The sequence below is a fragment of the Modestobacter sp. URMC 112 genome, from assembly GCF_053502575.1.
In genome coordinates this window covers 4,329,527-4,352,734 of the sequence record NZ_CP199957.1, presented here as the reverse complement: position 1 = coordinate 4,352,734, position 23,208 = coordinate 4,329,527, and the positions used below count along the sequence as shown (strand labels likewise).

The window sequence follows — 23,208 nt, the reverse complement described above, 5'->3', positions numbered from 1 at the left end:
GGTCGCGGGTGGTCACCGCGGGTCCAGCGGGGTCATCGGAGCCGGGTGACCACCCCCGGCCCGGGGTGGTCACCCGGGGGCGGAGCAGCAGAACTCGTTGCCCTCCGGGTCGGCGAGCACGTCCCAGGTGATCAGCCCCGCGTCGTGTTCGGAGGCGCGCACGTCGTCCCGCGCCCGGACCAGGGTGGCGCCGAGGGGGAGCAGCGCGGCGGTGTCCCTGACGACGTCGTGGTGCATGCGGTTCTCCGCCGCCTTCCGCTCGGCCACCCGGTCCACCCAGAGCGCCGGCCCGGCCCCCGCCGGGTCGGTCCTTGGAACGGCGGGCGCGTCGGCCATGGCCCGACCCCAGCACAGCCGGCCGGCCGCGGACAGCCCGAGGGCCCGCCACCGTGTGGTGACGGGCCCTCGGTCTGCTGTCGGGTCAGCGCGAGCGCGTCACCGCGGTCGTGAGCTTGGCGCCCGAGCTGGAGGTCACGACGATCCGGTTGTCGGCCGGCAGCGCCGGGCCGTTCCGGAGGTCGATCGACCAGCTGCCGTCGGCGGCGACCGGGACGCCGGCGCGGATGACGGCGCCGCCGGAGGTCGTCACCGTGACGGTGTTCTGCGTGGCGTCCTGGGCCGTGCCGAGGATCTTGTACTCCCGCTTGCCGTCCCGGTACTGGGCGCGGCTGACCGTCACCTGGTCGTTGGGGACGACGGTGGTGGACACGCCGGTCGCGAACGCGCCGGCCGGTCCCCGCAGGTCACCGGTCCTGGCGAAGACCTCCAGCCGGTAGGTGACCCCGTTGCGGAGCCCCGTGACCGTCCCGTTGGTGACCGCGCCGACCGGCACGGTGACCGGGGCGGCCCCGGTGGTCCCGGCGACCGGGGTGGCCACCAGGTCGTAGCCGGTGACCGGGCTGGCCGCGTTGCCGGCCGCGGCGGCGCGCCACTCCAGGGTGGTGGCCTCGTGTGCCGACAGCACCCGGGTCACCGTGGCCGCCCCGGGTGCGACCCGGGCCAGGGTGGTGGCCGTGGCGGTGGCCGACGGGCCGGCCCCCGCGGCGTTGGCGGCCCGCACCGACACGGTGTACGCCGTGCCCGCGCTCAGACCGGTCAGCGTCGTGCTGGTGGCCGGGGCCGTCACGGTGACCGGGGCCGGGACGACGGCGCCGGCCGCGGCGGAGCTCACGCTCACCTCGTAGGACGTGGCACCGGCCGCGGCGGCCCAGCTGACGTCCATGGTGTCGAGCCCGGTGGCCGTCGCGGTGACGCTGGTCGGTGCCGCGGGCGCCTCCAGCTGCTCGCCGCCGTCACCCCCGCCGGTGTCCCCACCGCCGCCACCGCCGCCGATGCTGCCTCCCGGGCCGGGGACGACGGTGCCGGTCACCAGGTCCACGGTGCCCAGGGGCTGGACCGGGCTCCACATGTGGCCGTTGTAGGCCTCCATGGTGATCTCGTAGCTCCGGCGCTCGAGGGCCTGCACGGTGACCTCGGTGGAGCCGGTGCGGACCGCCACCTCCTGGCCGAGGACGGCGTCGACGGCCGCGACCCGGTACTGCGAGATGGCCTTGGCGTCCGGGGCCTGCGTCGGGGCGGTCCACTTCACGGTGATCGAGTCGGTCCCGGCGGTCAGCTCCGCGCTGGTCGGGGGCACCGGGGGCTGCGTGCCCGGGCCGGCGGGGCAACCGCCGAAGCCGGGACCGTCGGACTCACCGAACTCGTACTGCGTGGCGCCGAGGGCGAGGTCGGCCGGGCCGTCGGCCAGCCAGGTCAGGACGACGTGCTCGCCGTCGAGGACCCGCTGCTGGTCGGCCGCCGACTGCAGGCCGAAGGTCGCGGTGAACCGGCCGTCGGCCGCCGAACCGGTGGCGGTGAAGCCGGGGCCGCCGTTGGGGTGCGCGGGGTCGTCGACCGGGATCCAGCCGATGGCCCGCTCGCCGATCGTGGTCGGCGGCGTGCTCGGGTCCGGACGCCGCATCTCCGGGTTGACGACCTCGACCACGAAGCGGGACAGGTCGACGTCCGCGCCGTAGGTGCCCGAGATGGTGACGGTCCCCTCGACGTCGCCGGCCACGTCGGGGGTGGCCTTGACCGGGCTGCCGGTCACCGAGGTGATGACCGCCGAGCCCACGGTGGCGCCGTCGACGAACGCCGACCGGTCGAAGGAGACCTCGACCAGGTCGCCGCCCTTGATGTCGGGGGTGACGCCGATCCAGCACTCGCCGCCGGGGTGGTTGAACTCCAGGAACCCGGTCTCGTCGACCGTCCCCTCGCCGATGCCGACGACCTGGCCGCCGCGGCTGACCGTGACGGTCGCCGTCTCACCGGCCTGGTCGGTGTACCCCTCCAACGCAACCATGTCGCGGTGGTTGAAGATCTCGATGTTGCCGGGGCCCAGGGGCGGGTTCTCGGCCTGGGCGATGCCGCCGAGGCCGACCACGGCCCCGCCGACCGCGAGGGTGCCGGCGAGGAGGGCCGAGCCCACCCGCCGGCCGGATCGGGGCTGCCGCGATGCGGACGGAGCCTCAGCTCCACGTCCGCTCCCGCGACCACCGGAAGAGGTCGAGCGTGTCCTGGTCATCGTCGTTCTCCGCAGGTCGACTGTCGCCACCTCCGGTCGGCTGATCGGGGGCGTGCCAAGACGGTCCTCGACGGCGGGCGGCCCCGGCAGCCGAGCGGAGGGGGAGCGACGGTCCCCAATCCAGGGGGGCGCGGCCGGTCCGCCGAGTGCGGGAGCCCCGGGCGGGTAGCCCGCCGGGGTGACGGTGGTGATCGGGACGTCGGGCTGGCAGTACCGCGACTGGCGGGGCCGCTTCTACCCGCCGGCGCTGCCCCAGCGGCTGTGGCTGGAGCACCACGCCGCCCACTTCGCCACCGTGGAGAGCAACAACGCCTTCTACCGGCTGCCCGAGCGCAGCACGTTCCAGGCGTGGCGCGAGCGCACCCCGCCGGACGTGCGCTGGGCGGTCAAGGCCAGCCGGTACCTGACCCACATCAAGCGGCTGCGCGAGCCGGCCGAGCCGGTCGCCCGGCTGATGGACCGGGTGGCGGGGCTCGGTGATCGGCTGGACGCCGTGCTGCTGCAGCTGCCGCCGACACTGCGCGCGGACGTCGACCTGCTGCGGGAGTGCCTGGGCCAGTTCCCGGCCGGCACCCGGGTGGCGGTCGAGCCGCGGCACGAGAGCTGGTGGACCGACGACGTCCGGGCGCTGCTGGAGCGGTACGGGGCGGCGCTGTGCTGGGCCGACCGGGCGGAGCAGCCGATCGCGCCGCTGTGGCGCACCACCGAGTGGGGGTACCTGCGGCTGCACACCGGCCAGGACGGCTGGGGGTACCGACCGGACACCCTGCGGCTGTGGGCGGACCGGCTGTCGGACACCTACGAGGACGACGACGTGCTGGTGTACTTCAACAACGACCCCGGGGGTGCGGCCACGGTCGACGCCGTGGTCTTCGCCGAGGCCGTCCGCGCCACCGGCCGCGAGCACACCCGGGTGCCCACGATGGCGGAGGCCAGCGGGGCCGCCTGGCCGCCGAAGCCGCCGCCCAAGCGGGCTCAGAGGACGGCGGGGTCCTCGGCGAACGTCACGCCGAGCTGACCGGCGGCCTGCTCGAGCACGTCCTGGACGGCGAGGGTGTCGACAAGCGGCATGACCGCGCTCTCACTGCGCCCGGCCCGCAGGCACTCGGTGACCTCGATCAGCTCGTGCGCGTACCCCGTCCCGAGCTGCGGGCGGGTGATCGGCTCGGGGTCGGCGTCGGGCCGGTGCAGCACGATCGTCTGCGGGTGGTGGAAGCGCGGCAGGACGTCGATCCACCCGGCGGTGCCGAAGACCCGGGCCTGCCCGGGCAGCCCGTTGCGCAGCGAGGTCATCAGCGTGGCCGACCGGCCGTCGGCGTAGCCCAGCAGCAGGGAGGCCTCCGCGTCGACCCCGGTCTCGAACCGCGACCCGGTGGCGGTGACCGAGTCGGGCGTGCCCAGCAGCATCTGGGCGAAGGAGACGACGTAGACGCCCAGGTCCAGCAGCGCCCCGCCGCCGAGCTCCTTGGCGAACAGCCGGTCGGCGGGGTCGAACTCGCGCTGCACGCCCAGGTCGGCCTGCACCGAGCGCACCTCGCCGATCGCGCCCTCGGCGACCAGCTCGCGCAGCCGGACGACGGCCGGCTGGAAGCGGGTCCACATCGCCTCCATGGTGAAGACGCCGGTCTCCCGGGACAGCGCAACCACCTCCCGGGCGCCGGCCAGCGTCGCGGTGAACGCCTTCTCCACCAGCAGCGCCTTGCCCGCGCGCAGCGCACCCAGCGCGACCGCGTGGTGCTGCGGGTGCGGCGTGGCGACGTACAGGACGTCGACGTCGGGGTCGTCCAGGACGTCGGCGTAGGAGCCGTGCGCGCGCTCGATGCCGTGCCGGTCGGCGAAGTGCCGGGCGCGGTCGGCCGACCGGGACGCGACCGCGGTCACCCGGGCGCCGTCGACCTCGGCGAAGTCGCGGACCACGTTCTCGGCGATGCGGCCGGGCCCGACGACGCCCCAGCGGATCTCTCGGCTCACCCGGCAGACGCTAGTCGGGCCCCCCGACGCAGACTGTCCCGGTGGCCGTGCTCATCGACACCCCGGTGTGGCCCTGGCGGGGGCGCCGGTGGTCGCACCTGGTCAGCGACGTCAGCCAGGAGGAGCTGCACGCCTTCGCCGCGTCCGCCCTGGACATCCCCCGGAGGGCGTTCCAGGGCGACCACTACGACGTCCCGGAGGAGCTCTACGACCGTGCGGTGGCCGCCGGCGCCGAGCCGGTGGGCTGCCGGGAGCTGCTGCAGCGGCTGCTCGCGGCGGGCCTCCGGGTCCGCAAGGCCCGCCGCTGAGCAGCGGTCAGTAGGTCTCGTCGGTCGTCGTCCGGCGGGTGGGCCCGGCGACGGGGGGCTGGCCGTAGCCCTCGTGCACGACCCGGGTGCGCCGGCGCGGCGCCCAGACCGCCAGCTCCAGCACGACGCCCAGCGCGCCGGCCAGCATCAGGATCCAGCCGACGACCCGCAGGTCGATGCCGCTGAGCTCGACGCGCAGGGCGAAGGCGAGGATGGCGCCGAGCGCGAGCAGGACGATCCCGGTTCCGAGCCGCATGACGTGTTCCTTGTCTGTGGGGTTCCGCGCCCGCACGAGGCGGGTCCGGCCGGGCGGCCGGGCGCACGGTGCGGGTGCCCACGCTCCGCCCGGCCGCACCCGGTCACCAGCGGCCCTGACCCCAAGGGGTGACCGCGGTGCTCAGGACTCCCCGGCGCCGGCCGCCCGGGCCCGCAGCAGGCGCAGCTCGGCGGTCAGGTTGGCCCGGGCCGGCCCGGTCCACGCCTGCGCGACCCTCGGCTGCCGGTACAGGGCAGGCAGGGCGAGCAGCTGCTCGAGCACCCGGGTGCGGCCGGCGGTGAACTCGGCGTCGGAGAGGTGCCCGTACTCCGCCCGCACCGCGGAGGCGTAGGCGGCGTACGCCGCGGGCGGCCCGGCGAGCACCGCCAGGTCGGCGTCGCAGAGCACCGCGCCGTCGGCGTCGTCCGGCTCGGGGTCGTGCCGGGCGGTGACCAGCACCAGCCGGGCCACCTCGGCCACCGTCGCGTCGTCCACCAGGCCGACCAGCCCGATCCGCGCGCGGGCGGCGCTGACCTCCTCGTTGTCGCTGCGCCGCGGGTCGTAGGCGACGTCGTGGTACCAGGCGGCGAGCTTCACCGCGGTCAGGTCCGTCGCGGCGGCGGCGAACTCCTCGACCAGGCCGAGCACCGCCGCCAGGTGGGCGAGGTCGTGGTAGCTGCGGTGCGGCTCGGACCAGGCGCCGACGACGGCGGCCCACTCGGTGCGCGAGGTGGGGGAGTTCCCGGCCAGCTCCGCCCACGACTCGAACGAGACGGTGGACATCACCGCACCCCGCAGCTGCGCAGCGCGGTGAGGGCGAGCGCCCGGGTCACGTGCACGACGTCGGCGACGGGCACGTTCTCCCGGGGTGCGTGGGCGAGCCCGAGGTCGCCGGGCCCCAGGTGCAGGGTCGGGATGCCGGCGGCGGCGTAGAGGCGCAGGTCCGTGCCGGCGGGCACCGCCTTCTCCGGCGGGCGCGGGCCACCGGCGTCGACCGCCGCCTGCTGGACCAGGGGCAGCAGCGGGGAGTCCTGGGCCAGCTGCCCGCTGGCGAAGCTGCCGCCGACCCACTCGACCCGCACCGGGTGCCCGGAGAGCCAGGGGTGGCCGGCGCAGGCCCGCGCGACGGTGGCCTCGAACTCCGCGCGCGCGTCGGCCACGGCCTCCCCGACCCGCACCCCGTACCGGCCCTCGGCGACGAGCCGGTCGGGCACGGTGCTCGCCCAGTCGCCGGCCCGGAGCCGGCCGATCGAGATGCCGTAGGGAAGGTCGGTGCCGGCGAACCGGCCCGCGGTGCCGTGCTGGCGCTGCGCCTCGAGCTCCCGCAGCGCGGCGTGCACGTGCTCGAAGAGCGTGATCGCGCTGACCCCCTGGTCGCGCATGGCGCCGTGCGCGGCCAGCCCGACGACGGTCAGCCGGAAGGTCAGCGCCCCGGCGCTGGCGGTCATCACCGTCCCGGCGGTGGGCTCGGGGATGACGCAGGCCGCGCCCCGGTGACCCCGGGCCAGAGTGGCCCAGGCGCCCAGCCCGCCGTCCTCCTCGCCCACGACGCTGTGCACCGCCAGCGGCCGGGCCAGCCGCACACCGGCGGCCCGCAGGGCCCGGACCACGCCCAGGGCAGCGACCACGCCGCCCTTCATGTCGCACGCCCCGCGGCCGTGCAGCCGCCCGTCGGCCACCCGTGGGGTGAAAGGGTCGGCCGGCCACAGGGCCGGGTCCCCGGCCGGGACGACGTCGGTGTGCCCGCTGAGCACCAGGCCGGGCTCGCCGTCCCCGCCGCCGACCGTGCCGACCACGCCCCAGGCCTCGGTGCGGTCGACCTCCTGACCGGGGGCGTCCTCGGCGGCCGCCGCGGCCTGCAGGTCGATCGGCCACACGTCGACGTCCGCGCCCAGCCCGGTCAGCCAGCCGGCGACCAGGTGCTGGGCCTCGCACTCCGCCGCCGTGCCGCCGACGGAGGGGACGGCGACCAGCTCCCGCAGCCGGTCGACCAGCCAGCTCTCCTCGACGGCGGCCAGCACCCGCGCCTCGGCATCGGTCAGGTCGGCCACGCCGGGAGTCTGGCACGCCGTCCGCCGGCGACCCGGCCCCGCCGGGACCGCGGTCGCAGGCACGTGCCGGCCACCGCGGGTACGGTGGACGACGTCCGGGCCGGGCGACCTGTGTCCCCGGGCTCCACTTGATAACTGCCGCCGCGGAACACCGCTCCGACCTCGGTCGGAGGCTGGAGCCGCGGATGTGCAAAGCGCCGCGAGGCGACCAGCGTCCGGTCCGGACCCAGACGCGAGAGGCCCCCGGGCCCGCGCTCAACGGCCGGGTCGGCCCACCAGCCAGCCGGTCGGCCCGGGCAGGGCGTCGGCCTCGGCCGGCCCCCAGCTGCCGGGGTCGTAGCCGTGCACCGGCGGCGGGGAGTCCAGCACGGGCTGCACCGCGGCCCAGGCGTGCGCCAGGCCGGCGGCGGTGGTGAACAGCGACCGGTCGCCGGTGAGCACGTCGTGCAGCAGCGACACGTACGGGGCCAGCGGTGTCCCGCCGGGCACGTCGCCGAGGTCCAGGGACGCGGTCGCCTCGGCCAGCCGCAGGTCCGGGCCGGGCTGCTTGGCGACCAGGCGGAGGTCCAGCGCACCGTCGCCGCTCAGCGACAGGGACACCACGTTGCCGGCGCCGGGGACGTCCCGGACCGGCCCGGCGGGGGGCCGCAGCAGCAGGCTGACCCGCTCCTGGCTCTCCGGCAGCCGCTTCCCGGTGCGCAGCAGGAACGGCACGTCCCGCCAGCGGTCGGTGTCCACGAGCAGCCGGGCGGCGACGTAGGTGTCGGTGCGACTGTCGTCGGCCACGCCGTCGATGTCGCGGTAGCCGTCGAACTGGCCCAGCACGACGTCCCCGGGGGACAGCGGCCGGAAGGCGGCGAGCACGGCCTCCCGGGCCTCCTGCAGGTCCTCGGCGCCCAGGCTCACCGGTGGCTCCATGGCCACCTCGGCGGCCACCTGGAACAGGTGCGTGACCAGCATGTCCAGGGTCGCGCCGGTGGCGTCGTAGAACTCGGCCCGGTCGGCGACGTCGAGGTCCTCCGGGACGTCGATCTGCACCTGGGCGACGTGCTCCCGGCTCCACAGGTGCTCGAACACGCCGTTGGCGAACCGCAGCACGTGCAGCGTCTGGGTGCCCTCCTTGCCCAGGAAGTGGTCGATCCGGAAGACCTGCTGCTCGTCGAAGACCTCGTGCACGAGCTCGTCGAGCTCGCGGAACGTCTCCGGGGAGGTCCCGTACGGCTTCTCGTAGACCACCCGGGCGCCCGCGGCGAGACCGTGCGCGTCGAAGGCGCGGGTCAGGTCGGCGAAGGCGGTGGGCGGGACGGCGAGGTAGTGCACCAGCTGGGCGTCCGCGCCGACCTCCTCGCGGGCCGCGGCCAGCACGTCGGGCAGCGTGCCCGGGTCCGCCGGGCCGAACCCGCCCCCGGCGAAGCGCAGCCGGGCGGCGAACTCCTCCCACGGACCCTCGTCCGGGTGCGGGCCGAACTCGGTCAGCGCGTCGCGGACCCGCTCGGCGAACTCCTCGGCGGACTCCTCGCCCCGCCCGCTGCCGACCAGCAGCCACTCCCGCGGCAGCAGGTCGTGGCGGGCCAGCTCGAAGAAGGCGGGCAGCACCATCCGGCGGGCGAGGTCACCGGTCGCACCGAAGAGCACGAAGACGGTGGGGGACAGGTCGGTGGCGTCGGCCACGGGGCTCCTCCCGGCGGGGACGGCGTCCGGTCGGCCGCCTCCTCCCCGGTGCCCCGGCGGTCCGCGGGTCACGCGCCGTCCGCGGATGAGGAACGCCTCATCCGCGGTCCATGCGCCCCTCATGGGGAGGACCCAGTATCGGGGCATGAACCGCTCCCGACTCCTGCTCGCCGCCGCCGTCTCCGCCCTCTTCGTGCTGCCCGCCTGCGGGGGAGCCGACGAGGAGGCCTCGGCGCCCGCCGCCGCCTCGATCAGCGTCCCCGGCGGTGCCTCCCCGACGTCCGGCGCGCCGGCCGCGCCGGCGGGCGGCGGCGGAGGCGCGGCGGCCGGCGACGCGGCGGCCGACGTGACGTTCGAGGACCAGGCCGGAGCGGGCGACCTCGCCGTCCTCGCCCGGGTGGCCCTGCCGGTGGCCGGTTTCGTGGTCGTCACCCGGGGCGATGACGACGACGACCGCGTGCTGGGCACCACCGTGCTCCCGGCCGGCGTCGTCACCGACGTGCAGGTGCCCCTCGACCCGCCGCTCACCGAGGACGACGACCTGGAGGCCACCCTCTACGCCGACACCGACGGCAACGGGGTCTTCGACCCCGCGCAGGACGACGTGGTGCCCGAGCCCGACGACGACGGGGACGACGAGGACGACGACGTGTCCGAGGAGGCGGACTACGACGTGTCCTGAGGTCTTCCGGCCCCCGTGCTGCCGTCCTCGCCGGTCATCACTACCGTGACCGGCGACACTGGCGTCGAGACGAGGAGCCTCTCATGGCCGGCACGACCCAGACACCCGGGACGGGCACCGAGCAGCACAAGCTGCCGATCCGCACCCTGGTCTCGGCCAGCATCGGCAACGCCGTCGAGTGGTTCGACTGGACGGTGTACGCGACCTTCGTGGTCTTCTTCGCCGGCCAGTTCTTCCCCTCCGAGAACGAGGCGCTGGCGCTGATCGGGGCGACGTCGACGTACGCGCTGGCCTTCTTCTTCCGGCCGCTGGGCGGGTTGCTGCTGGGCCGCTTCGCCGACCTGCGCGGCCGCAAGGCCGGGATGCTGCTGACCATCCTGCTGATGGCCGGCGGCTCCATGGTGATCGCCCTGCTGCCGACCTACGAGCAGGTCGGGTGGCTGGCGCCGATCGGGCTGCTGCTGGCCCGCATCGCGCAGGGCATGTCGCTGGGCGGCGAGGTCTCGAACGCGTCGGCCTACCTCGGTGAGATCGCCCCGCCGGCGCACCGCGGCCGCTACTCGGCCTTCTTCTACATCTCCACCGGTAGTGCGCTGCTGGCTGCCTCGCTGCTGGGCGTGCTGCTCACAAGCGTGCTGAGCGAGGACCAGCTGCAGTCCTACGGCTGGCGGATCGCCTTCTTCATCGGCGGCCTGCTGGGCTTCATCGGCATGTGGCTGCGCCGCTCGCTGGTGGAGACCGAGCAGTTCGAGGAGAACGCCGAGAAGGCGCGGGCGACGAAGAACCCGCTGCTGCAGACCATCAAGCACCACCCGAAGGCCGTCGTGCAGCTGATGGCGTTCACCCTGCTCTCGACGTTGTCGTACTACACGTTCTTCAGCGCCCTGACGCCGTTCGCGATCGCGTTCCGGGGCGCCGACAAGACCGACGTCTTCATCGCCCTCTCGGTCGGCACCGCACTGTTCGTCGCGCTGTGCTATCCGTTCGGCGCACTGTCGGACCGGATCGGGCGCAAGCCGCAGATGCTGATCTGGTCCGGGGCCATGGCGGTGCTGATCGTCCCGCTGTCCTTCCTGGTCCAGGACAACCTGTTCTCGCTGATCGTGGTGTTCTGCACCGGCCTGGGCCTCTACGCGCTGTTCGCCTCGATCGCCCCGGCGATCATGAGCGAGCTGTTCCCCACCGAGCTGCGGGCCACCGGGATCGGTGCCTGGTACAACCTCACCGTCGCGCTGTTCGGCGGCACCGCACCGCTGGTCATCACGGCGCTGTCGGAGGCCGGGCACCCGCTCTGGTTCTTCTGGTACGTGGCCGCCGGTGCCGCCATCGCGTTCGCGGTCATCCTCACCCTGCGCGAGAGCAAGGGCACCGAGCTGCGCTGACGTCTGAGGGGCCTCAGACCCGCCGGCGCCGGCCGGCGGGTCGGGTCCGCGTGGCCGACCGATGTGGGCGGCCACCCCTCAGGACGACCGTCCTCCTCGTCCACCCCGGACACCACGAGGAGACGGTCATGACGATGCGCTACCCCAACCCCGCCCTGGAGGCCGAGCTGGTCTACCGGCGCGAGCAGCTGGTGACGGCCGGGCGGCGTCCCGGGCGCCGGTCCTGGTCCCTCGGCCGGCACCGGGACGCCTGACGTCCCGGTGCCGGCGGCCCCGGTCCGGTCGGAGGCCCGTGCCACGATCGGTGCCGTGCCACGGTGGGACGACGCACCCCTGGTGGGCCGGGCGGCCGAGCTCGCCCGGCTGATGGCGCACGTCGACCGGGCGGTCGAGGGCCGCCCGTCGGCGGTGCTGCTCGCCGGCGACGCCGGCGTGGGCAAGACGCGCCTGCTCGACGAGCTCAGCGGGCGGGCCGCCGCGCGGGGCGTGCGGGTGCTCACCGGTCACTGCGTCGACCTGGGCGACGTCGGACTGTCCTACCTGCCCTTCGTCGACCTGCTGCGGCCGGTCCCGACCGACCCCGCCCTCGCTCCCCGGCTGGCCGGCCACCCGGTCCTCGCCGGGCTGCTCACCGGCCGGCCGGGCACCACGGCGCCGCCGGCTGCCGACGCCGACCGGGCGGGGGAGTCGGCGCACCCGACGCTGCGTCCACCGGCCGACGACGGCCGGTTGCAGCTGTTCGAGGCGGTGGCGTCCCTGCTCGCCGAGCTGGCCGAGGACGCGCCGCTGCTGGTGGTGCTGGAGGACCTGCACTGGGCCGACCGGTCCAGCCGTGACCTGCTCCGGTACCTGCTGGCCCGGCTCGTCGACGACCCCGTCGCCGTCGTCGCCTCCTACCGTGCCGACGACCTGCACCGGCGCCACCCGCTGCGCCCGCTGCTCGCCGAGCTGGTGCGCCTGCCGGGGGTGGAGCGGCTCGCCCTCGAGCCGCTGCCGGACGCCGACGTGCGGGAGCTCGTGCGCGGTCTCGCCGCCGCGGCCGGCGACCCGCCGCCCGGCACGGTGGACGACGTCGTGGCGCGGGCGGAGGGCAACGCCTTCTACGCCGAGGAGCTGCTGGCCGCCGGGCTGGCGGGAGAGGTGCTGCCGCTGGGCCTCACCGACGTGCTGCTGGCCCGCGTGGAGCAACTGGCGCCGGCCGCTCAGCAGGTGCTGAAGGCTGCTGCGGTGGCCGGCCGGCAGGTCCGCCACGAACTGGTGTCCGCCGTCGCCGGGCAGCCCCCCGCGGAGGTGGAGCAGGCGCTGGCCGAGGCCGTGCACCGGCACCTGCTCGTCGTCTCCGCGGACGGGCGCTACCGGTTCCGGCACGCACTGGTGCGGGAGGCCGTGCTGGCCGACCTGCTGCCCGGCGAGCGCGTCCGGCTGCACGCCGCGGTCGCCGCGCACCTCGCCGCGCACCCGGCCGCCGGCACCGCCGCGGAGCGCGCCCACCACGCGCGGGAGAGCAACGACCTGCCCGGGGCGCTCGCCGCCTCCCTCGAGGCCGCCGACGCCGCCCGCCGGGTCGGTGCGCCCGCCGAGCAGCTGCAGCACCTGGAGGCCGCCCTCGCGCTGTGGCCGGCGGTCCCCGACGCCGCCGACCGCGCCGGCCGGGCGCAGTGGCTGCTTCTGCTGGACACCGCGGCCGCCGCCCGGGCGGTCGGGGAGCTGCACCGGGCGGTGGCGCTGCTCCGCTCGGCGCAGGACCTGCTCGGCCCGGACGGCGACCCCGAGGCCCGGGCGCGGGTGCACTACACGCTGGCCCAGGGCCTCGCCCGGATCGAGCAGCAGGCGGAGGCGCTGTCCGAGAGCTCGGCGGCGATGCGGCTGGTCCCGGCGCAGCCCCCGTCGGTGGTGCGCACGTGGGCGGCGGCCACCCATGCCCGCACGCTCTACGCGCTGGGGCGGGTCGAGGAGGGGCTCGCGGTTGCCGAGGAGGCCCTCGCCGCGGCCGACGCGCTGGGCCTGGACAGCGCGTGGGCCGACACCGCCGTCTCGCTGGCCCGGCTGCGGGGGGCCGGTGACCTGCCGACGGTGCGGGCGCGGCTGCAGGAGGCGCGGGCGCGGGCGCAGCGGTCCGGTGACCCGGACGTCGAGATGCGGGTGTGGTTCAGCCTGGCGATCGTCGCCCACGAGGCCGGCGAGCTGGCCGAGACCCTCGAGCACACCGGCGCCGGCCTCGCCCGGGCAGAGGCGCTGGGCGTCGAGTGGTCCTTCTACGGCGCGGAGCTCCGGCACCTGGAGGTGGTGGCCCGCTTCGCGGCGGGCGACTGGGACGGGAGCCTCGCCGCCGCCGACCAGCTGGCCCGGGTGCCCGACATGGCCGCGCACGTGCGGGCCGACGCCCTGCTGGTGCTCGTCGGACGCGGCGACCCGGCGGCGCGGGCGCGACTGAGCTGGGCGCAGGGGCTCGCCGCCCGGTGGGACTCCCACGTGCTGCTGATGCTGGCCACCGTCTCGGCGGAGATCGAGCTGGCCGCGCAGGCCGGCGACGCCCGGACGGCCGCCGACCGGGCACGGTGGGCGGACCGCCGGCTCGAGCAGCTGTGGGGCGCCGACCGGCTGGCCACGGTGCGGCTGGCGGCGACGGCGCTGGCGGCAGTGGCCGACGCGGCGGCCGCGGCCCGGCTGACCGGGGACGCGACCGCCGAGGCGGGCTGGCTGGCCGAGGGGGAGTCCCTGGCCGAGCTGGCCCGGGCCGCGGCGCGGGTGCACGACCCGGTCACCGGACCGGCGGGGATCGAGGCGCGGGCCTGGGTGGCCCGGCTGGAGGCCGAGGCCGGCCGGCTGCGGGGGAGCACCGCGCCGGAGCCGTGGCGGCGGGCGGTCGAGCTGTTCGGCTACGGGCACGTCCACGAGCAGGCGCGCTCGCGGTACCGGCTGGCCGAGGCCCTGCTGGCCGCCGACGACCGGGCCGCCGCGGCGGCCGAGCTGAAGGCCGCGCACGAGGTGGCCCTGCGGCTGCGCGCCGAGCCGCTGCGCACGGCCGTCGAGGGGCTGGCCCGGCGCGGCCGGCTGGTCGCCGAGGTGACCGGGGAACGGCAGGTCGAGGTGTCCGACGTCCTGACGCCGCGGGAGGCCGAGGTGCTGGCCCTGATGGCGCAGGGCCGGACCAACCGGCAGATCGGCGCGGCGCTGTTCATCAGCGAGAAGACGGCCAGCGTGCACGTCAGCAACATCCTGGCCAAGCTGTCGGCGTCCGGCCGGACCGAGGCGGTCGCCATCGCCGCCGACCGCGGCCTGCTCCCGGCGCCGTCGCGTTGACCGCCGGCGTCCGGCTGCCCGGTCCGCTGACGAGGGCAGCCGTCCGCCGGTGGTCGCCGGGAGCAGTGGTCAGCCGGCGGCGGGGGGCGTGCGGTCGCTGCTGAGCCGGCCGCGGAGGCGCTCGACCCACTCGTCGAGCACGTTGGTCCGGTCGGCCGGGCCGGCGGGGGCCGGCGGCATGAGCAGCCAGAGCACCAGGTAGACCGGGATGCCCGCCCCGCCGGCGAGGGTGAGGCCGGCGAAGGCGACCCGCCACAGCAGGGCGTCGATGCCGGTGTGCTCGGCCAGCCCGCCGCTGACGCCGCCCAGCATGATGTCGGTGCGGCTGCGGCGCAGCGGCGGTCGGGCGGAGGGGCCGGACGGGGTCTGCGGCCCGGGACGGGTCCCGGCTGCCTCGAAGGGGGTCGATGTCATGCGTCGAGCCTGCTCGGCGCGGGGTCCGGCCGGTATCGGGGAACCCCCGGATCCGTCCCTGGTTCCCGCCCTGAGGGGATCCCCCGACCGGGACCCATGCCAGGAGACCTACGCCGGGAGACCCAGGCCGGAGGACCCACGCCGGGAGACCCACGCCTGGGGACCGTGAGGACTGGGGCCCGGAGGGTCCCGCGATCGAGCGGCGCAGCGGCTCAGCCCCGGCTCGTGACGCACGCCTGGGGACCGTGAGGAGTGGGGCCCGGAGGGTCCCGCGATCGAGCGGCGCAGCGGCTCAGCCCCGGCTCGTGACGCACGCCTGGGGACCGTGAGGAGTGGGGCCCGGAGGGTCCCGCGATCGAGCGGCGCAGCGGCTCAGCCCCGGCCGGGCACGGCACCTGGCCGCGGTGCGATCCGGGAGGATCGCAATGTCAGAGCATCGTGCGGAGGCGCTCCCGGCGGGCGCGCAGGACGTGCACCGGCGCGGACGCGGACGGCGGCCCGGGCACCGACTGGCGCAGCTGGGTGTGCACCACCGCGTGCGGGGTCGACGTCCGGGCGGACACCTTGCTCACCAGCCGGTTGATCTCCCGGCGCAGCTCGGCGACGTCCCGCCAGGAGCCGCCGGTCTCCACCTCGGGCAGCTCCTCGACCAGGTGACCGTCGTCGTCGCCGTCCTCGTGCCGGTGCGAGGCGGCGATCCGCAGCCGCAGCTCGTCGTCCCGCTTGGCCAGCAGCTCCGCCGTCTGCGCCGGGGTGAGCAGGCCGGGGATGCCGAGGAACTCCTCCTCCTCGGCGCCCAGCGGTACCGCGGCCGGGGTGCCCTCGCCGGTGTGCGCCGTCCCGCCGTGCAGCACGTGGGCGAACCGGGCGTCGGCCTCCAGCGCCTCCCACTTGGGCAGCTCGCCCTCGCGCTCCTCCCGCGGCGGCAGGTCGAGTGCCTCCAGGTCCTCGTCGTCGGTGGCCTTGGGCGGCGGCATCACGTGGTTGCGCTGCTCCTCCAGCGACGCGGCGAGCGTCAGCAGCGGCCGCACCGCGGGGAGGAACACCGTCGCGGACTCCTGCGGGTTGCGGGCCCGCACCACGCGGCCCACGGCCTGGGCGAAGAACAGCGGTGTCCGGTAGGAGGTCATCCAGGCCAGCACCGCGGCCCGCGGGATGTCGACGCCCTCGGAGACCATCCGCACGCAGACCGCGATCCGCGCCGACCCGGTGGCGAACCGCTCGATCTTCTTCGACGCCTTGGGGTCGTCGGAGAGGATCAGCTCCGGTGCCTTGCCGGTCACCCGGCGGACGATCTTGGCGTAGGCGCGGGCGTCGTCCTGGTCGCTGGCCAGCACCAGCCCGGCCGCGTCCGGGACGCCGGTCTCGCGCAGGTGGGTGATCCGGTCGTCCATCGCGGCGATCACGTGCGGCACCCACTGGCCCTTGGGGTCCAGCGCCGTCCGCCAGGCCTGCATCTCCACCGACCGGGTGCCGGCCTCGCTGAGCGAGGCGGCGACCACCTCGCCGGCGGAGTTCCGCCAGCGCGACGTGCCGGTGTAGGCGGCGAAGACCACCGGCCGGACGACGGCGTCGGCGAGGGCCTCCTTGTAGCCGTAGGTGTAGTCCGCCCGGCTGGCCAGCCCCACGCCGCCCTTGCCGTCGTCGCCCTCGAAGGTGTCCTCCTCGTAGCGCACGAACGGGATCCGCTCGTCGGCCTTGGTCCGGAAGGGCGTCCCGGTCAGGCACAGCCGGCGCGCGGCGAACCCGAACGCCTCCTCGATCGCCTCACCCCAGGACAGGCCGTCCCCGGCGTGGTGCACCTCGTCCAGGATGACCAGCGACTTGACGGCGGTGGCCCGGGCCGCGTGCAGCATCGGCTTGCCGGCCACCTGCGCGTAGGTGGTCACGTACCCCGACGTCCCCGGTCGCACCGGGCCGACGGCGTTGGTCAGCCCCGGGTCCAGCACCATGCCCATCCGATCGGCCGCGTCGGCCCACTGCAGCCGCAGGTGGTCGGTCGGGCAGACCACGACCACCCGGCCGACCTCGCGCCGGGACAGCAGCCGCGCGGCCAGGGTCAGCGCGAACGTCGTCTTCCCCGCACCCGGGGTCGCGGTGACCAGGAAGTCCTTGGGGGAGGAGTCCTCGTACTGGTCGAGCGCGGCCTGCTGCCACGCCCGGAGCGGTCGGCTGGTCCTCTGCGGGCCGATGGCCTCCGCTCGTGCTGCGCTCCCCATGTCGGGGTCCATCTTGGTCGGCGGGGAGGCAACACGCCCAACCGGGGGCCTGCGGCGCGCCCCCGCCCGGACGCCGTATAGGAGGTCGGCACACCGGCTCTGACCTGCGCGGACGTCCGGGCGGCGGCTCCGGTGTGTCGCGCGTCATGCCCGAGCGGGACCGGCTCGTCACGTCCCGCCGGTCCCGGCCTCCTCAGGCGTCCCGCCGGCCGGACCACGGGCGGACGACGGCCAGGACCAGGGCGGCGAACAGTGTGGCCGCGACGACCGCGAGGACGCTGGGCTGGCCGCCGCTGAGCAGGTCGTCGACGAGGTTGCCCTCGTTGTTCGAGGCGTTGAACACCGCGTGCACGAGCCCGGCCGCGAGCAGGCTCCCGCCCGTGGCCTGCACGGTCGCCCCGACCAGCAGCCGGATGACCACGGCGAGCACGAGCAGCAGCCCCACCTGGACGAGGACGGACCCGAGCGGGTCGTCGCCGATGAACTGCAGCGGCACGTGCACGCCCGCGAACGGGACGGCGGTCAGCGCGGCGGCGGCCAGGTAGCCGTGCCGCTGCTCCAGCCGGCCCTGGAAGAACCCGGCCCACACGGTCTCCTCCCACAGGTGCACGAGCAGCACGGCGGAGACCACGTTGACGACCGCGCCGCCGAGGACGGAGAGCACGTCGCCGGTCTGCAGCGAGCGGCCCGCGGCCAGGCCCAGCGCGATCGTCAGCACGGGCAGGGCCAGCAGCACCGCGGCCCACCAGCCGGCCCGGAAGCGCCACTGCACCGCCCGGCGCAGCAGCGCGCGGACGGCGCCGCGGCCGTCGGCGACCGAGGTGACCCACAGCGCGGCCGGCAGCATGACCAGCAGCGTGATGCCCAGCGCGAACGGTTCCTGGGGCAGCTCGCCGCCGGGGACGACGCCGTGCGCGGTCAGCGCCGGCACCGACATCAGCGGCAGGCCGAACAGGGCCACCAGGACCAGGAAGGCGGTCAGCGGGTGCCGGGCGGTGGCGCCGCGGAGGCCGCCGGTCGGTGGTGCCACCGTCCGGGTGCGGCGGGGGTCGTCGAGTGCGGACATGTCAGGACCTGCCTCTCCTGCCGGGGGACTGGGGGACGGCGGCGGTGCCGGCCAGCGCGTGCGCCGGGTGGACCGCCGCGGTGGGGAGCGCGGCCACGTCCCGGGCGAGGACGACGTCGGACCGTGAGGCCGCCGCCACCAGGCACAGGCACCGGCAGACGTCGGGCAGCAGCAGCGCGCCGCACCAGCGGATCGCCGTGCCGCCGGCCGCCAGGCGGGTCACCGCCGAGTGCAGCGCCCGGTGCATGGCGACCACGTCGCGGGACGACGACCGGCCCTCCACCACCACGAGGAAGAGGCCCTCGCCGTCCCGCTGGTCCACCACCAGGCCAACGTCCCGCCGGGTGGCGTCCGGGACATCGGGGACCTCCCGGAGAGCGGTACGGGTACTGCCGCGGACGCGTACCGGTCGCTACGGTCCCGGGGCATGGCGCGCGCCGGAGCTCCCCGGACCGGGCTGCCGCTGCCGGCCGAGCGCAGCTCCTTCGTCGGCCGGCGGGCCGAGCTCGCGGAGGTGCGCCGGCTGCTGTCGGCGGCCCGGGTGGTCACGCTGGTCGGGCCGGGCGGGGTGGGCAAGACCCGGCTGGCGCTCCGCGCGGCCGCCGACCTGCAGCGGTCCTTCCCCGACGGCACGGTGCTGGCCGACCTGGCCGCGGTCACCGACCCCGCGCTGGTGGCCCAGCAGGTGGCCGCTGCCTGCGACGTCCGCGACTCCTCCGGCCGGTGGCTGCCCGGCTCGCTGGCCGACGTCGTCGGGAGTCGCCAGCTGCTGCTGGTGCTGGACAACTGCGAGCACCTGCGCGACGCCTGCGCCGTCCTCGTCGACACCCTGCTCGCGGCCTGCCCGCGGCTGCGGGTGCTGGCCACCAGCCGCACCCGCCTGGACGTCGAGGGGGAGGCGCTGTTCGCCGTCCCGCCGCTGGGCGTGCCGGCGGCCGGGGAGCCGGGGTCCGCGGCCACCTCGGACGCCGTCGCGCTGCTGGAGCAGCGCGCGGCCGCGGCCGTGCCCGGCCTGGTGCTCACCCCGGCCGAGGGGTGGGACGTCGCCGAGCTGTGCCGCCGCCTCGACGGGATCCCGCTGGCCATCGAGCTGGCAGCCGGCCGGCTGCGCACCCTCACCCCGGCCGAGCTGGTCGCCCGGCTGGAGGACTCCCTCGGGCTGCTGCGCCGGCCGGGCACCGCGACCGCCGGACGGCACCGGACGCTGCGGGCGACGATGGAGTGGAGCGCCGACCTGCTGGGCGACGCCGAGCGGCGGCTGTGGCGCCGGGCCGCGGTCTTCGCCGGGGACTTCGACCTGGCCGCCGCCGAGGCGGTGTGCTCCGGGGACGGGCTGCCCTCCGGCGAGGTGGTCGACGCGCTCACCACCCTGGCGGAGGCGTCCGTCGTCGACGTCCGGCGGGGTCCGGCCGGGCCGCGGTTCCGCATGCTGCAGACGGTGCGGGCCTTCGGCCGGGAGCTCCCCGCGGCGTCCGGGGAGGAGGAGGTCGTCCGCCGGCGGCACCGGGACCGGTGCGTCCACCTGGTCGCCGCCGCGGCGCAGGACTTCCTCGGCCCCGGTCAGGTCGCCGCCTTCGACCGGCTCTCGGCGGAGCACGCCGAGCTGGGCGCGGCCCTGGAGCACTGCCTGGCCACCCCGGGGGAGCAGGCGGAGGGGCTGCGTACCGCCGCCGAGCTGTGGCTGTGGTGGGAGGCGCGTGGTCGTCTCGGCGAGGGGCGCCGCTGGCTCGAGGCGTTCCTCGGCGCCGTGACGGGACCCTCGCCGGTCCGCGCGCACGGCCTCGCCGTCGCCGGCTACCTGGCGCTGGTGGCCACCGACCCGGAGGGCGCGGAGCCGCTGCTGGAGGAGGCGCGCGCGCTGGCCGGAGCGGTCGGTGCGCCCGAGGTGGCCGCGCTGGCCACCCAGTACCTCGGGCTGGCGGCGCTGTTCCGCGGCGACCTGCCCTCCGCCGGCCGGCTGCTGCGGGAGGCCTTCACCGCGCACCGGGACCAGGGGGCACCGCACGCGGCCTTCTGCCTGGCCGACGTCGGGGTGGTCGCGCTGCTGGCCGGGGACCTGCCGGCGGCGGACGCCGCCCTCACGGAGAGCCTGGCCCTGGGCCGGGGAGGGGACCCGTGGACCCGCTCGCACGCGCTGTGGGGGCTGGGCCTGGTGCGGCTGGAGACCGGCGAGCCGGCCGAGGCGGCCCGGCTGGAGGAGGCCGCGCTCGCCCTCATGCGGGAGGTGGACGACCGCAGCGGGACCGCCCTGTGCGTCGAGGCGCTCGCCTGGGCCGCGGCCGAGGCGGGCGACGGGGACCGCGCCGCCCGGCTGACCGGAGCGGCCGAGGCGGTGTGGCGCTCGATCCCGGCCGAGCTGCCCGCCCCGCTGGCGCGCTTCCGGGAACGGTGCGCCGGATCGGTCCGGCGGGCAGCCGGGGAGTCCGTCTGGCTGGGGGGACGTGCGGCGGGCCGGGCGCTGTCCCGCGCACAGGCGGTCGCGCTGGCGCTGCGGGAGGACGCGGCGCCGCCCGCGGCCCCGAGCCCGCGCCGGCCGGGGACCGACGGCCGGCTCACCGGCCGCCAGCGGGAGGTCGCCGGCCTGGTCGCGCAGGGGCTCACCGACCGGGAGATCGCCGCCCGGCTGGTCATCTCACCCCGGACCGCGGAGTCGCACGTCGAGCAGATCCTCGCCCGGCTCGGCTTCCGGTCCCGGTCGGAGATCGCCGCCTGGCACGCCGTCCAGTGCCCGGTCGTCGCCCCCGACCCGCGACGGTGACACCGGGCGGGGGGCGGCGGGCGCCGCCCATCGGCCCGGCGAGGCGGCTCAGGCGCCGTGCCGTGGCCGTCGTCCACCACGGACGACCCCGCACACCGGCGGGCTCCCGGCCCGGCCGGCGCGGGCGCGGGACGACTACGGTCCCGCCTCGTGGCGCGGTACGTGATCGACGCACCCACGCTCCTCCACCTGGTGGCCGAGGGCGTCGTCGTCGCACCCGCGCACCAGCTCGTCGCGCCGAACCTGCTGCGGTCCCAGGCGCTGGCCGCGCTCTTCGACGACGTGCGCCAGGGCCGGCTCGGCGAGTCCGAGGCGCTGCAGCGACACGAGGCGCTGACGGCGGTGAAGGTGCGACTGCTCGGCGACCGGGTGTCCCGCCGCGTGGCGTGGCAGCTCGCCCGCGAGCACGGCTTCGACTCCACGGTCGATGCCGAGTACCTCGCGGTCACCCGGCTGCAGGCCGACGCCTACGTCACCGTGGACGGCGCCGCGCGGGCGCGCGCGAAGGGCGTCGTCCCGCTCGCGACCGTCGACGACCTGTCGGCGTGACCGCCGGTCCACCCTGGAGGGTCGGTCAGGTGGGGCGGGCGACCGGGAGCGGGACCCGGGCCGCTGCGTCGGCCAACCGGTCGTCGTAGACGACGGCGGCGGTCAGCTCCGGTCCCAGCATCGCCGCGGTCGCCAGGTGCTGCTCGCCCGAGCGAGCGACGGCCGGGGGCGAGGCCGGCCCCTCTGGCCCCCTCGCAGGAGCCGGCCGGCCCCTCTGCAGGGTCCCGCCGCGAGCGTGCGAGTGGTGGGGGGCAGAGGGGTCCTTCTTCAGTCGGCCGGCTCGTCCACCCAGCCGGGACCGTTGACCTCACCGGGACCGGCCAGGTCGGCGGCGTCGACGATCGTGTACGCGTAGCCCTGCTCGGCCAGGAACCGCTGCCGGTGCGCGGCGTACTCGCTGTCCAGGGTGTCCCGGCTGACCACGGTGTAGAAGTGCGCCTGCCGGCCGTCGGCCTTGGGGCGCAGCACCCGGCCCAGCCGCTGGGCCTCCTCCTGCCGCGAGCCGAACGTCCCCGACACCTGGACGGCGACGGCCGCCTCGGGCAGGTCGATCGAGAAGTTGGCGACCTTGGAGACCACCAGCGTGCGGATCTCGCCGGTGCGGAAGGCCTGGAACAGCCGCTCCCGCTCCTTGTTGGTGGTCGACCCCTGGATGACCGGGGCGTCCAGCGCCGTGCCGAGCTCCTCGAGCTGGTCGAGGTAGGCGCCGATCACCAGCGACGGCTCGTCGGGGTGCCGCTCGAGCACCCGGCGGATCACCGGCAGCTTGGACTGCGCGGTCGCGGCGATCCGGTACCGCTCCTCGGGCTCGGCGACCGCGTAGGTCATCCGCTCCTCGTCGTCGAGGGAGACCCGGACCTCGATGCACTCGGCCGGCGCGATGTACCCCTGCGCCTCGATGTCCCGCCACGGCGCGTCGTACCGCTTGGGCCCGATGAGGGAGAACACGTCGTCCTCCCGGCCGTCCTCGCGGACCAGCGTGGCGGTCAGCCCCAGCCGGCGGCGGGACTGCAGGTCCGCGGTCAGCCGGAAGATGGGCGCGGGCAGCAGGTGGACCTCGTCGTAGACGATCAGGCCCCAGTCCTGGGCGTCGAACAGGTCCAGGTGCCGGTACTCGCCCTTCCGGCGGGTGGTGATCACCTGGTAGGTCGCGATGGTGACCGGCCGGATCTCCTTGCGCTCACCGGAGTACTCGCCGATCTCCTCCTCGGTCAGCGAGGTGCGGGCGATCAGCTCGCGCTTCCACTGCCTCCCGGCGACGGTGTTGGTCACCAGGATCAGCGTGGTGGCCTTCGCCTCGGCCATCGCCGCCGCGCCGACCAGCGTCTTGCCCGCGCCGCACGGCAGCACGACGACGCCCGAGCCGCCGGCCCAGAAGCCGTCCACGGCCTGCTGCTGGTAGTCCCGCAGGTGCCAGTCGGCCTGGTCCAGCTCGATCGGGTGCGCCTGCCCGTCGACGTAGCCGGCCAGGTCCTCGGCCGGCCAGCCGACCTTGAGCAGCGCCTGCTTGAGCCGGCCGCGCTCGGAGGGGTGGACGACGACGCTGTCCCCGTCGATCCGGGCACCGAGCATCGGGGCGACGCGCTTGCTGCGCACGACCTCCTCGAGCACCGCCCGGTCGCTGCTGGTGAGCACCAGCCCGTGCACCGGGTTGTTGGCCAGGGTGAGCCGGCCGTAGCGGTCCATGGTGTCGGCGACGTCGACCAGCAGGGCGTGCGGCACCGGGTAGCGCGAGTAGCGGACCAGGGCGTCGACGACCTGCTCGGCGTCGTGCCCGGCGGCGCGGGCGTTCCACAGCGCCAGCGGGGTCACCCGGTAGGTGTGCACGTGCTCGGGGGAGCGCTCCAGCTCGGCGAACGGGGCAATCGCCGCCCGGCACTCCTTCGCCAGCGGGTGGTCCACCTCGAGGAGCAGGGTCTTGTCGGACTGGACGATCAGGGGGCCGTCACTCACGCGTTGTCTCACTCCGTCGCTGGAGGTGGGGGGCGGCGCGCACAGGCGGGCGCCGGACTGTC

The 23,208-nt window shown here is 76.2% G+C and carries 20 protein-coding genes; 8 read left to right on the top strand and 12 right to left on the bottom strand.

Annotation, left to right across the window (positions count from 1 at the left end; translation table 11 throughout):
- Positions 1–69: 69 nt before the first annotated feature.
- Both ACWIX6_RS20720 and ACWIX6_RS20715 read right to left on the bottom strand, forming a co-directional pair.
- Positions 70–336: a VOC family protein gene (locus ACWIX6_RS20720; RefSeq protein ID WP_448614326.1), complete on the bottom strand. Its 267-nt coding sequence runs from the start codon at positions 334–336 to the stop codon at positions 70–72.
- A gap of 85 nt (positions 337–421) precedes the next feature.
- Positions 422–2,467 (bottom strand): fibronectin type III domain-containing protein, encoded by a 2,046-nt coding sequence (locus ACWIX6_RS20715; RefSeq protein WP_448614325.1) that lies wholly within the window; start codon positions 2,465–2,467, stop codon positions 422–424.
- Positions 2,468–2,741: 274 nt separating this feature from the next.
- Here ACWIX6_RS20715 and ACWIX6_RS20710 point away from each other — a divergent pair, with 274 nt between their 5' ends.
- A complete protein-coding gene (locus ACWIX6_RS20710; protein WP_448614324.1) occupies positions 2,742–3,581 on the top strand; it encodes a DUF72 domain-containing protein in 840 nt (279 codons plus the stop codon).
- On the opposite strand, the gene ACWIX6_RS20705 is transcribed toward ACWIX6_RS20710, so the two are convergent.
- On the bottom strand, positions 3,539–4,534 hold the full coding sequence (locus tag ACWIX6_RS20705) for a Gfo/Idh/MocA family protein (protein WP_448614323.1): 996 nt from the start codon (positions 4,532–4,534) through the stop codon (positions 3,539–3,541). The genes ACWIX6_RS20710 and ACWIX6_RS20705 overlap by 43 nt on opposite strands.
- A gap of 41 nt (positions 4,535–4,575) precedes the next feature.
- Between ACWIX6_RS20705 and ACWIX6_RS20700 the strand changes: the two genes are divergently transcribed.
- Positions 4,576–4,842, top strand: a complete 267-nt coding sequence (locus ACWIX6_RS20700; RefSeq protein ID WP_448614322.1) for a DUF4031 domain-containing protein — start codon at positions 4,576–4,578, stop codon at positions 4,840–4,842.
- A gap of 7 nt (positions 4,843–4,849) precedes the next feature.
- Here the strand turns inward: ACWIX6_RS20700 and ACWIX6_RS20695 are convergent, their stop codons facing one another.
- The 4 genes from ACWIX6_RS20695 to ACWIX6_RS20680 form a co-directional block, all read right to left on the bottom strand.
- A complete protein-coding gene (locus ACWIX6_RS20695) occupies positions 4,850–5,098 on the bottom strand; it encodes a DUF6458 family protein (protein WP_448614321.1) in 249 nt (82 codons plus the stop codon).
- A 141-nt stretch (positions 5,099–5,239) separates the two neighbouring features.
- Positions 5,240–5,881, bottom strand: coding sequence for an HD domain-containing protein (locus tag ACWIX6_RS20690; protein WP_448614320.1), 642 nt, complete (start codon positions 5,879–5,881; stop codon positions 5,240–5,242).
- Entirely contained in the window at positions 5,881–7,149 is a 1,269-nt protein-coding gene (locus ACWIX6_RS20685) for an ArgE/DapE family deacylase (RefSeq protein WP_448614319.1), read from the bottom strand. The genes ACWIX6_RS20690 and ACWIX6_RS20685 overlap by 1 nt, the downstream gene beginning before the upstream one ends.
- Before the next feature lie 255 nt (positions 7,150–7,404).
- Complete coding sequence (locus ACWIX6_RS20680; protein WP_448614318.1) at positions 7,405–8,820, bottom strand: glucose-6-phosphate dehydrogenase; 1,416 nt, start codon at positions 8,818–8,820, stop codon at positions 7,405–7,407.
- Positions 8,821–8,965: 145 nt separating this feature from the next.
- Here ACWIX6_RS20680 and ACWIX6_RS20675 point away from each other — a divergent pair, with 145 nt between their 5' ends.
- The 4 genes from ACWIX6_RS20675 (at position 8,966) to ACWIX6_RS20660 (ending at position 14,187) form a co-directional block, all read left to right on the top strand.
- Positions 8,966–9,502 carry a DUF7282 domain-containing protein gene (locus ACWIX6_RS20675; protein ID WP_448614317.1) on the top strand — a complete coding sequence of 179 codons (537 nt, stop codon included), beginning with the start codon at positions 8,966–8,968 and terminating at the stop codon, positions 9,500–9,502.
- A gap of 83 nt (positions 9,503–9,585) precedes the next feature.
- On the top strand, positions 9,586–10,884 hold the full coding sequence (locus ACWIX6_RS20670; protein WP_448614316.1) for an MFS transporter: 1,299 nt from the start codon (positions 9,586–9,588) through the stop codon (positions 10,882–10,884).
- 128 nt (positions 10,885–11,012) lie between these two features.
- Complete coding sequence (locus tag ACWIX6_RS20665) at positions 11,013–11,138, top strand: hypothetical protein (protein WP_448614315.1); 126 nt, start codon at positions 11,013–11,015, stop codon at positions 11,136–11,138.
- Between the two features lie 55 nt (positions 11,139–11,193).
- On the top strand, positions 11,194–14,187 hold the full coding sequence (locus ACWIX6_RS20660) for a helix-turn-helix transcriptional regulator (protein WP_448614314.1): 2,994 nt from the start codon (positions 11,194–11,196) through the stop codon (positions 14,185–14,187).
- Between the two features lie 69 nt (positions 14,188–14,256).
- Here ACWIX6_RS20660 and ACWIX6_RS20655 read toward each other — a convergent pair whose 3' ends face one another.
- From ACWIX6_RS20655 to ACWIX6_RS20640, 4 genes are all read right to left on the bottom strand, one after another.
- Positions 14,257–14,601: a PspC domain-containing protein gene (locus ACWIX6_RS20655; RefSeq protein WP_448614313.1), complete on the bottom strand. Its 345-nt coding sequence runs from the start codon at positions 14,599–14,601 to the stop codon at positions 14,257–14,259.
- A gap of 428 nt (positions 14,602–15,029) precedes the next feature.
- A complete protein-coding gene (locus tag ACWIX6_RS20650; protein ID WP_448614312.1) occupies positions 15,030–16,820 on the bottom strand; it encodes a DEAD/DEAH box helicase in 1,791 nt (596 codons plus the stop codon).
- Positions 16,821–17,013: 193 nt separating this feature from the next.
- Positions 17,014–17,886 carry a CPBP family glutamic-type intramembrane protease gene (locus ACWIX6_RS20645; RefSeq protein ID WP_448614311.1) on the bottom strand — a complete coding sequence of 291 codons (873 nt, stop codon included), beginning with the start codon at positions 17,884–17,886 and terminating at the stop codon, positions 17,014–17,016.
- A 1-nt stretch (position 17,887) separates the two neighbouring features.
- Positions 17,888–18,211 carry a hypothetical protein gene (locus tag ACWIX6_RS20640; RefSeq protein ID WP_448614310.1) on the bottom strand — a complete coding sequence of 108 codons (324 nt, stop codon included), beginning with the start codon at positions 18,209–18,211 and terminating at the stop codon, positions 17,888–17,890.
- A gap of 102 nt (positions 18,212–18,313) precedes the next feature.
- Between ACWIX6_RS20640 and ACWIX6_RS20635 the strand changes: the two genes are divergently transcribed.
- Both ACWIX6_RS20635 and ACWIX6_RS20630 read left to right on the top strand, forming a co-directional pair.
- Positions 18,314–20,644 (top strand): ATP-binding protein, encoded by a 2,331-nt coding sequence (locus ACWIX6_RS20635; protein ID WP_448614309.1) that lies wholly within the window; start codon positions 18,314–18,316, stop codon positions 20,642–20,644.
- 150 nt (positions 20,645–20,794) lie between these two features.
- A complete protein-coding gene (locus ACWIX6_RS20630; RefSeq protein WP_448614308.1) occupies positions 20,795–21,193 on the top strand; it encodes a hypothetical protein in 399 nt (132 codons plus the stop codon).
- Between the two features lie 267 nt (positions 21,194–21,460).
- On the opposite strand, the gene ACWIX6_RS20625 is transcribed toward ACWIX6_RS20630, so the two are convergent.
- A complete protein-coding gene (locus ACWIX6_RS20625) occupies positions 21,461–23,146 on the bottom strand; it encodes a DNA repair helicase XPB (protein ID WP_448614307.1) in 1,686 nt (561 codons plus the stop codon).
- Positions 23,147–23,208: the final 62 nt, after the last annotated feature.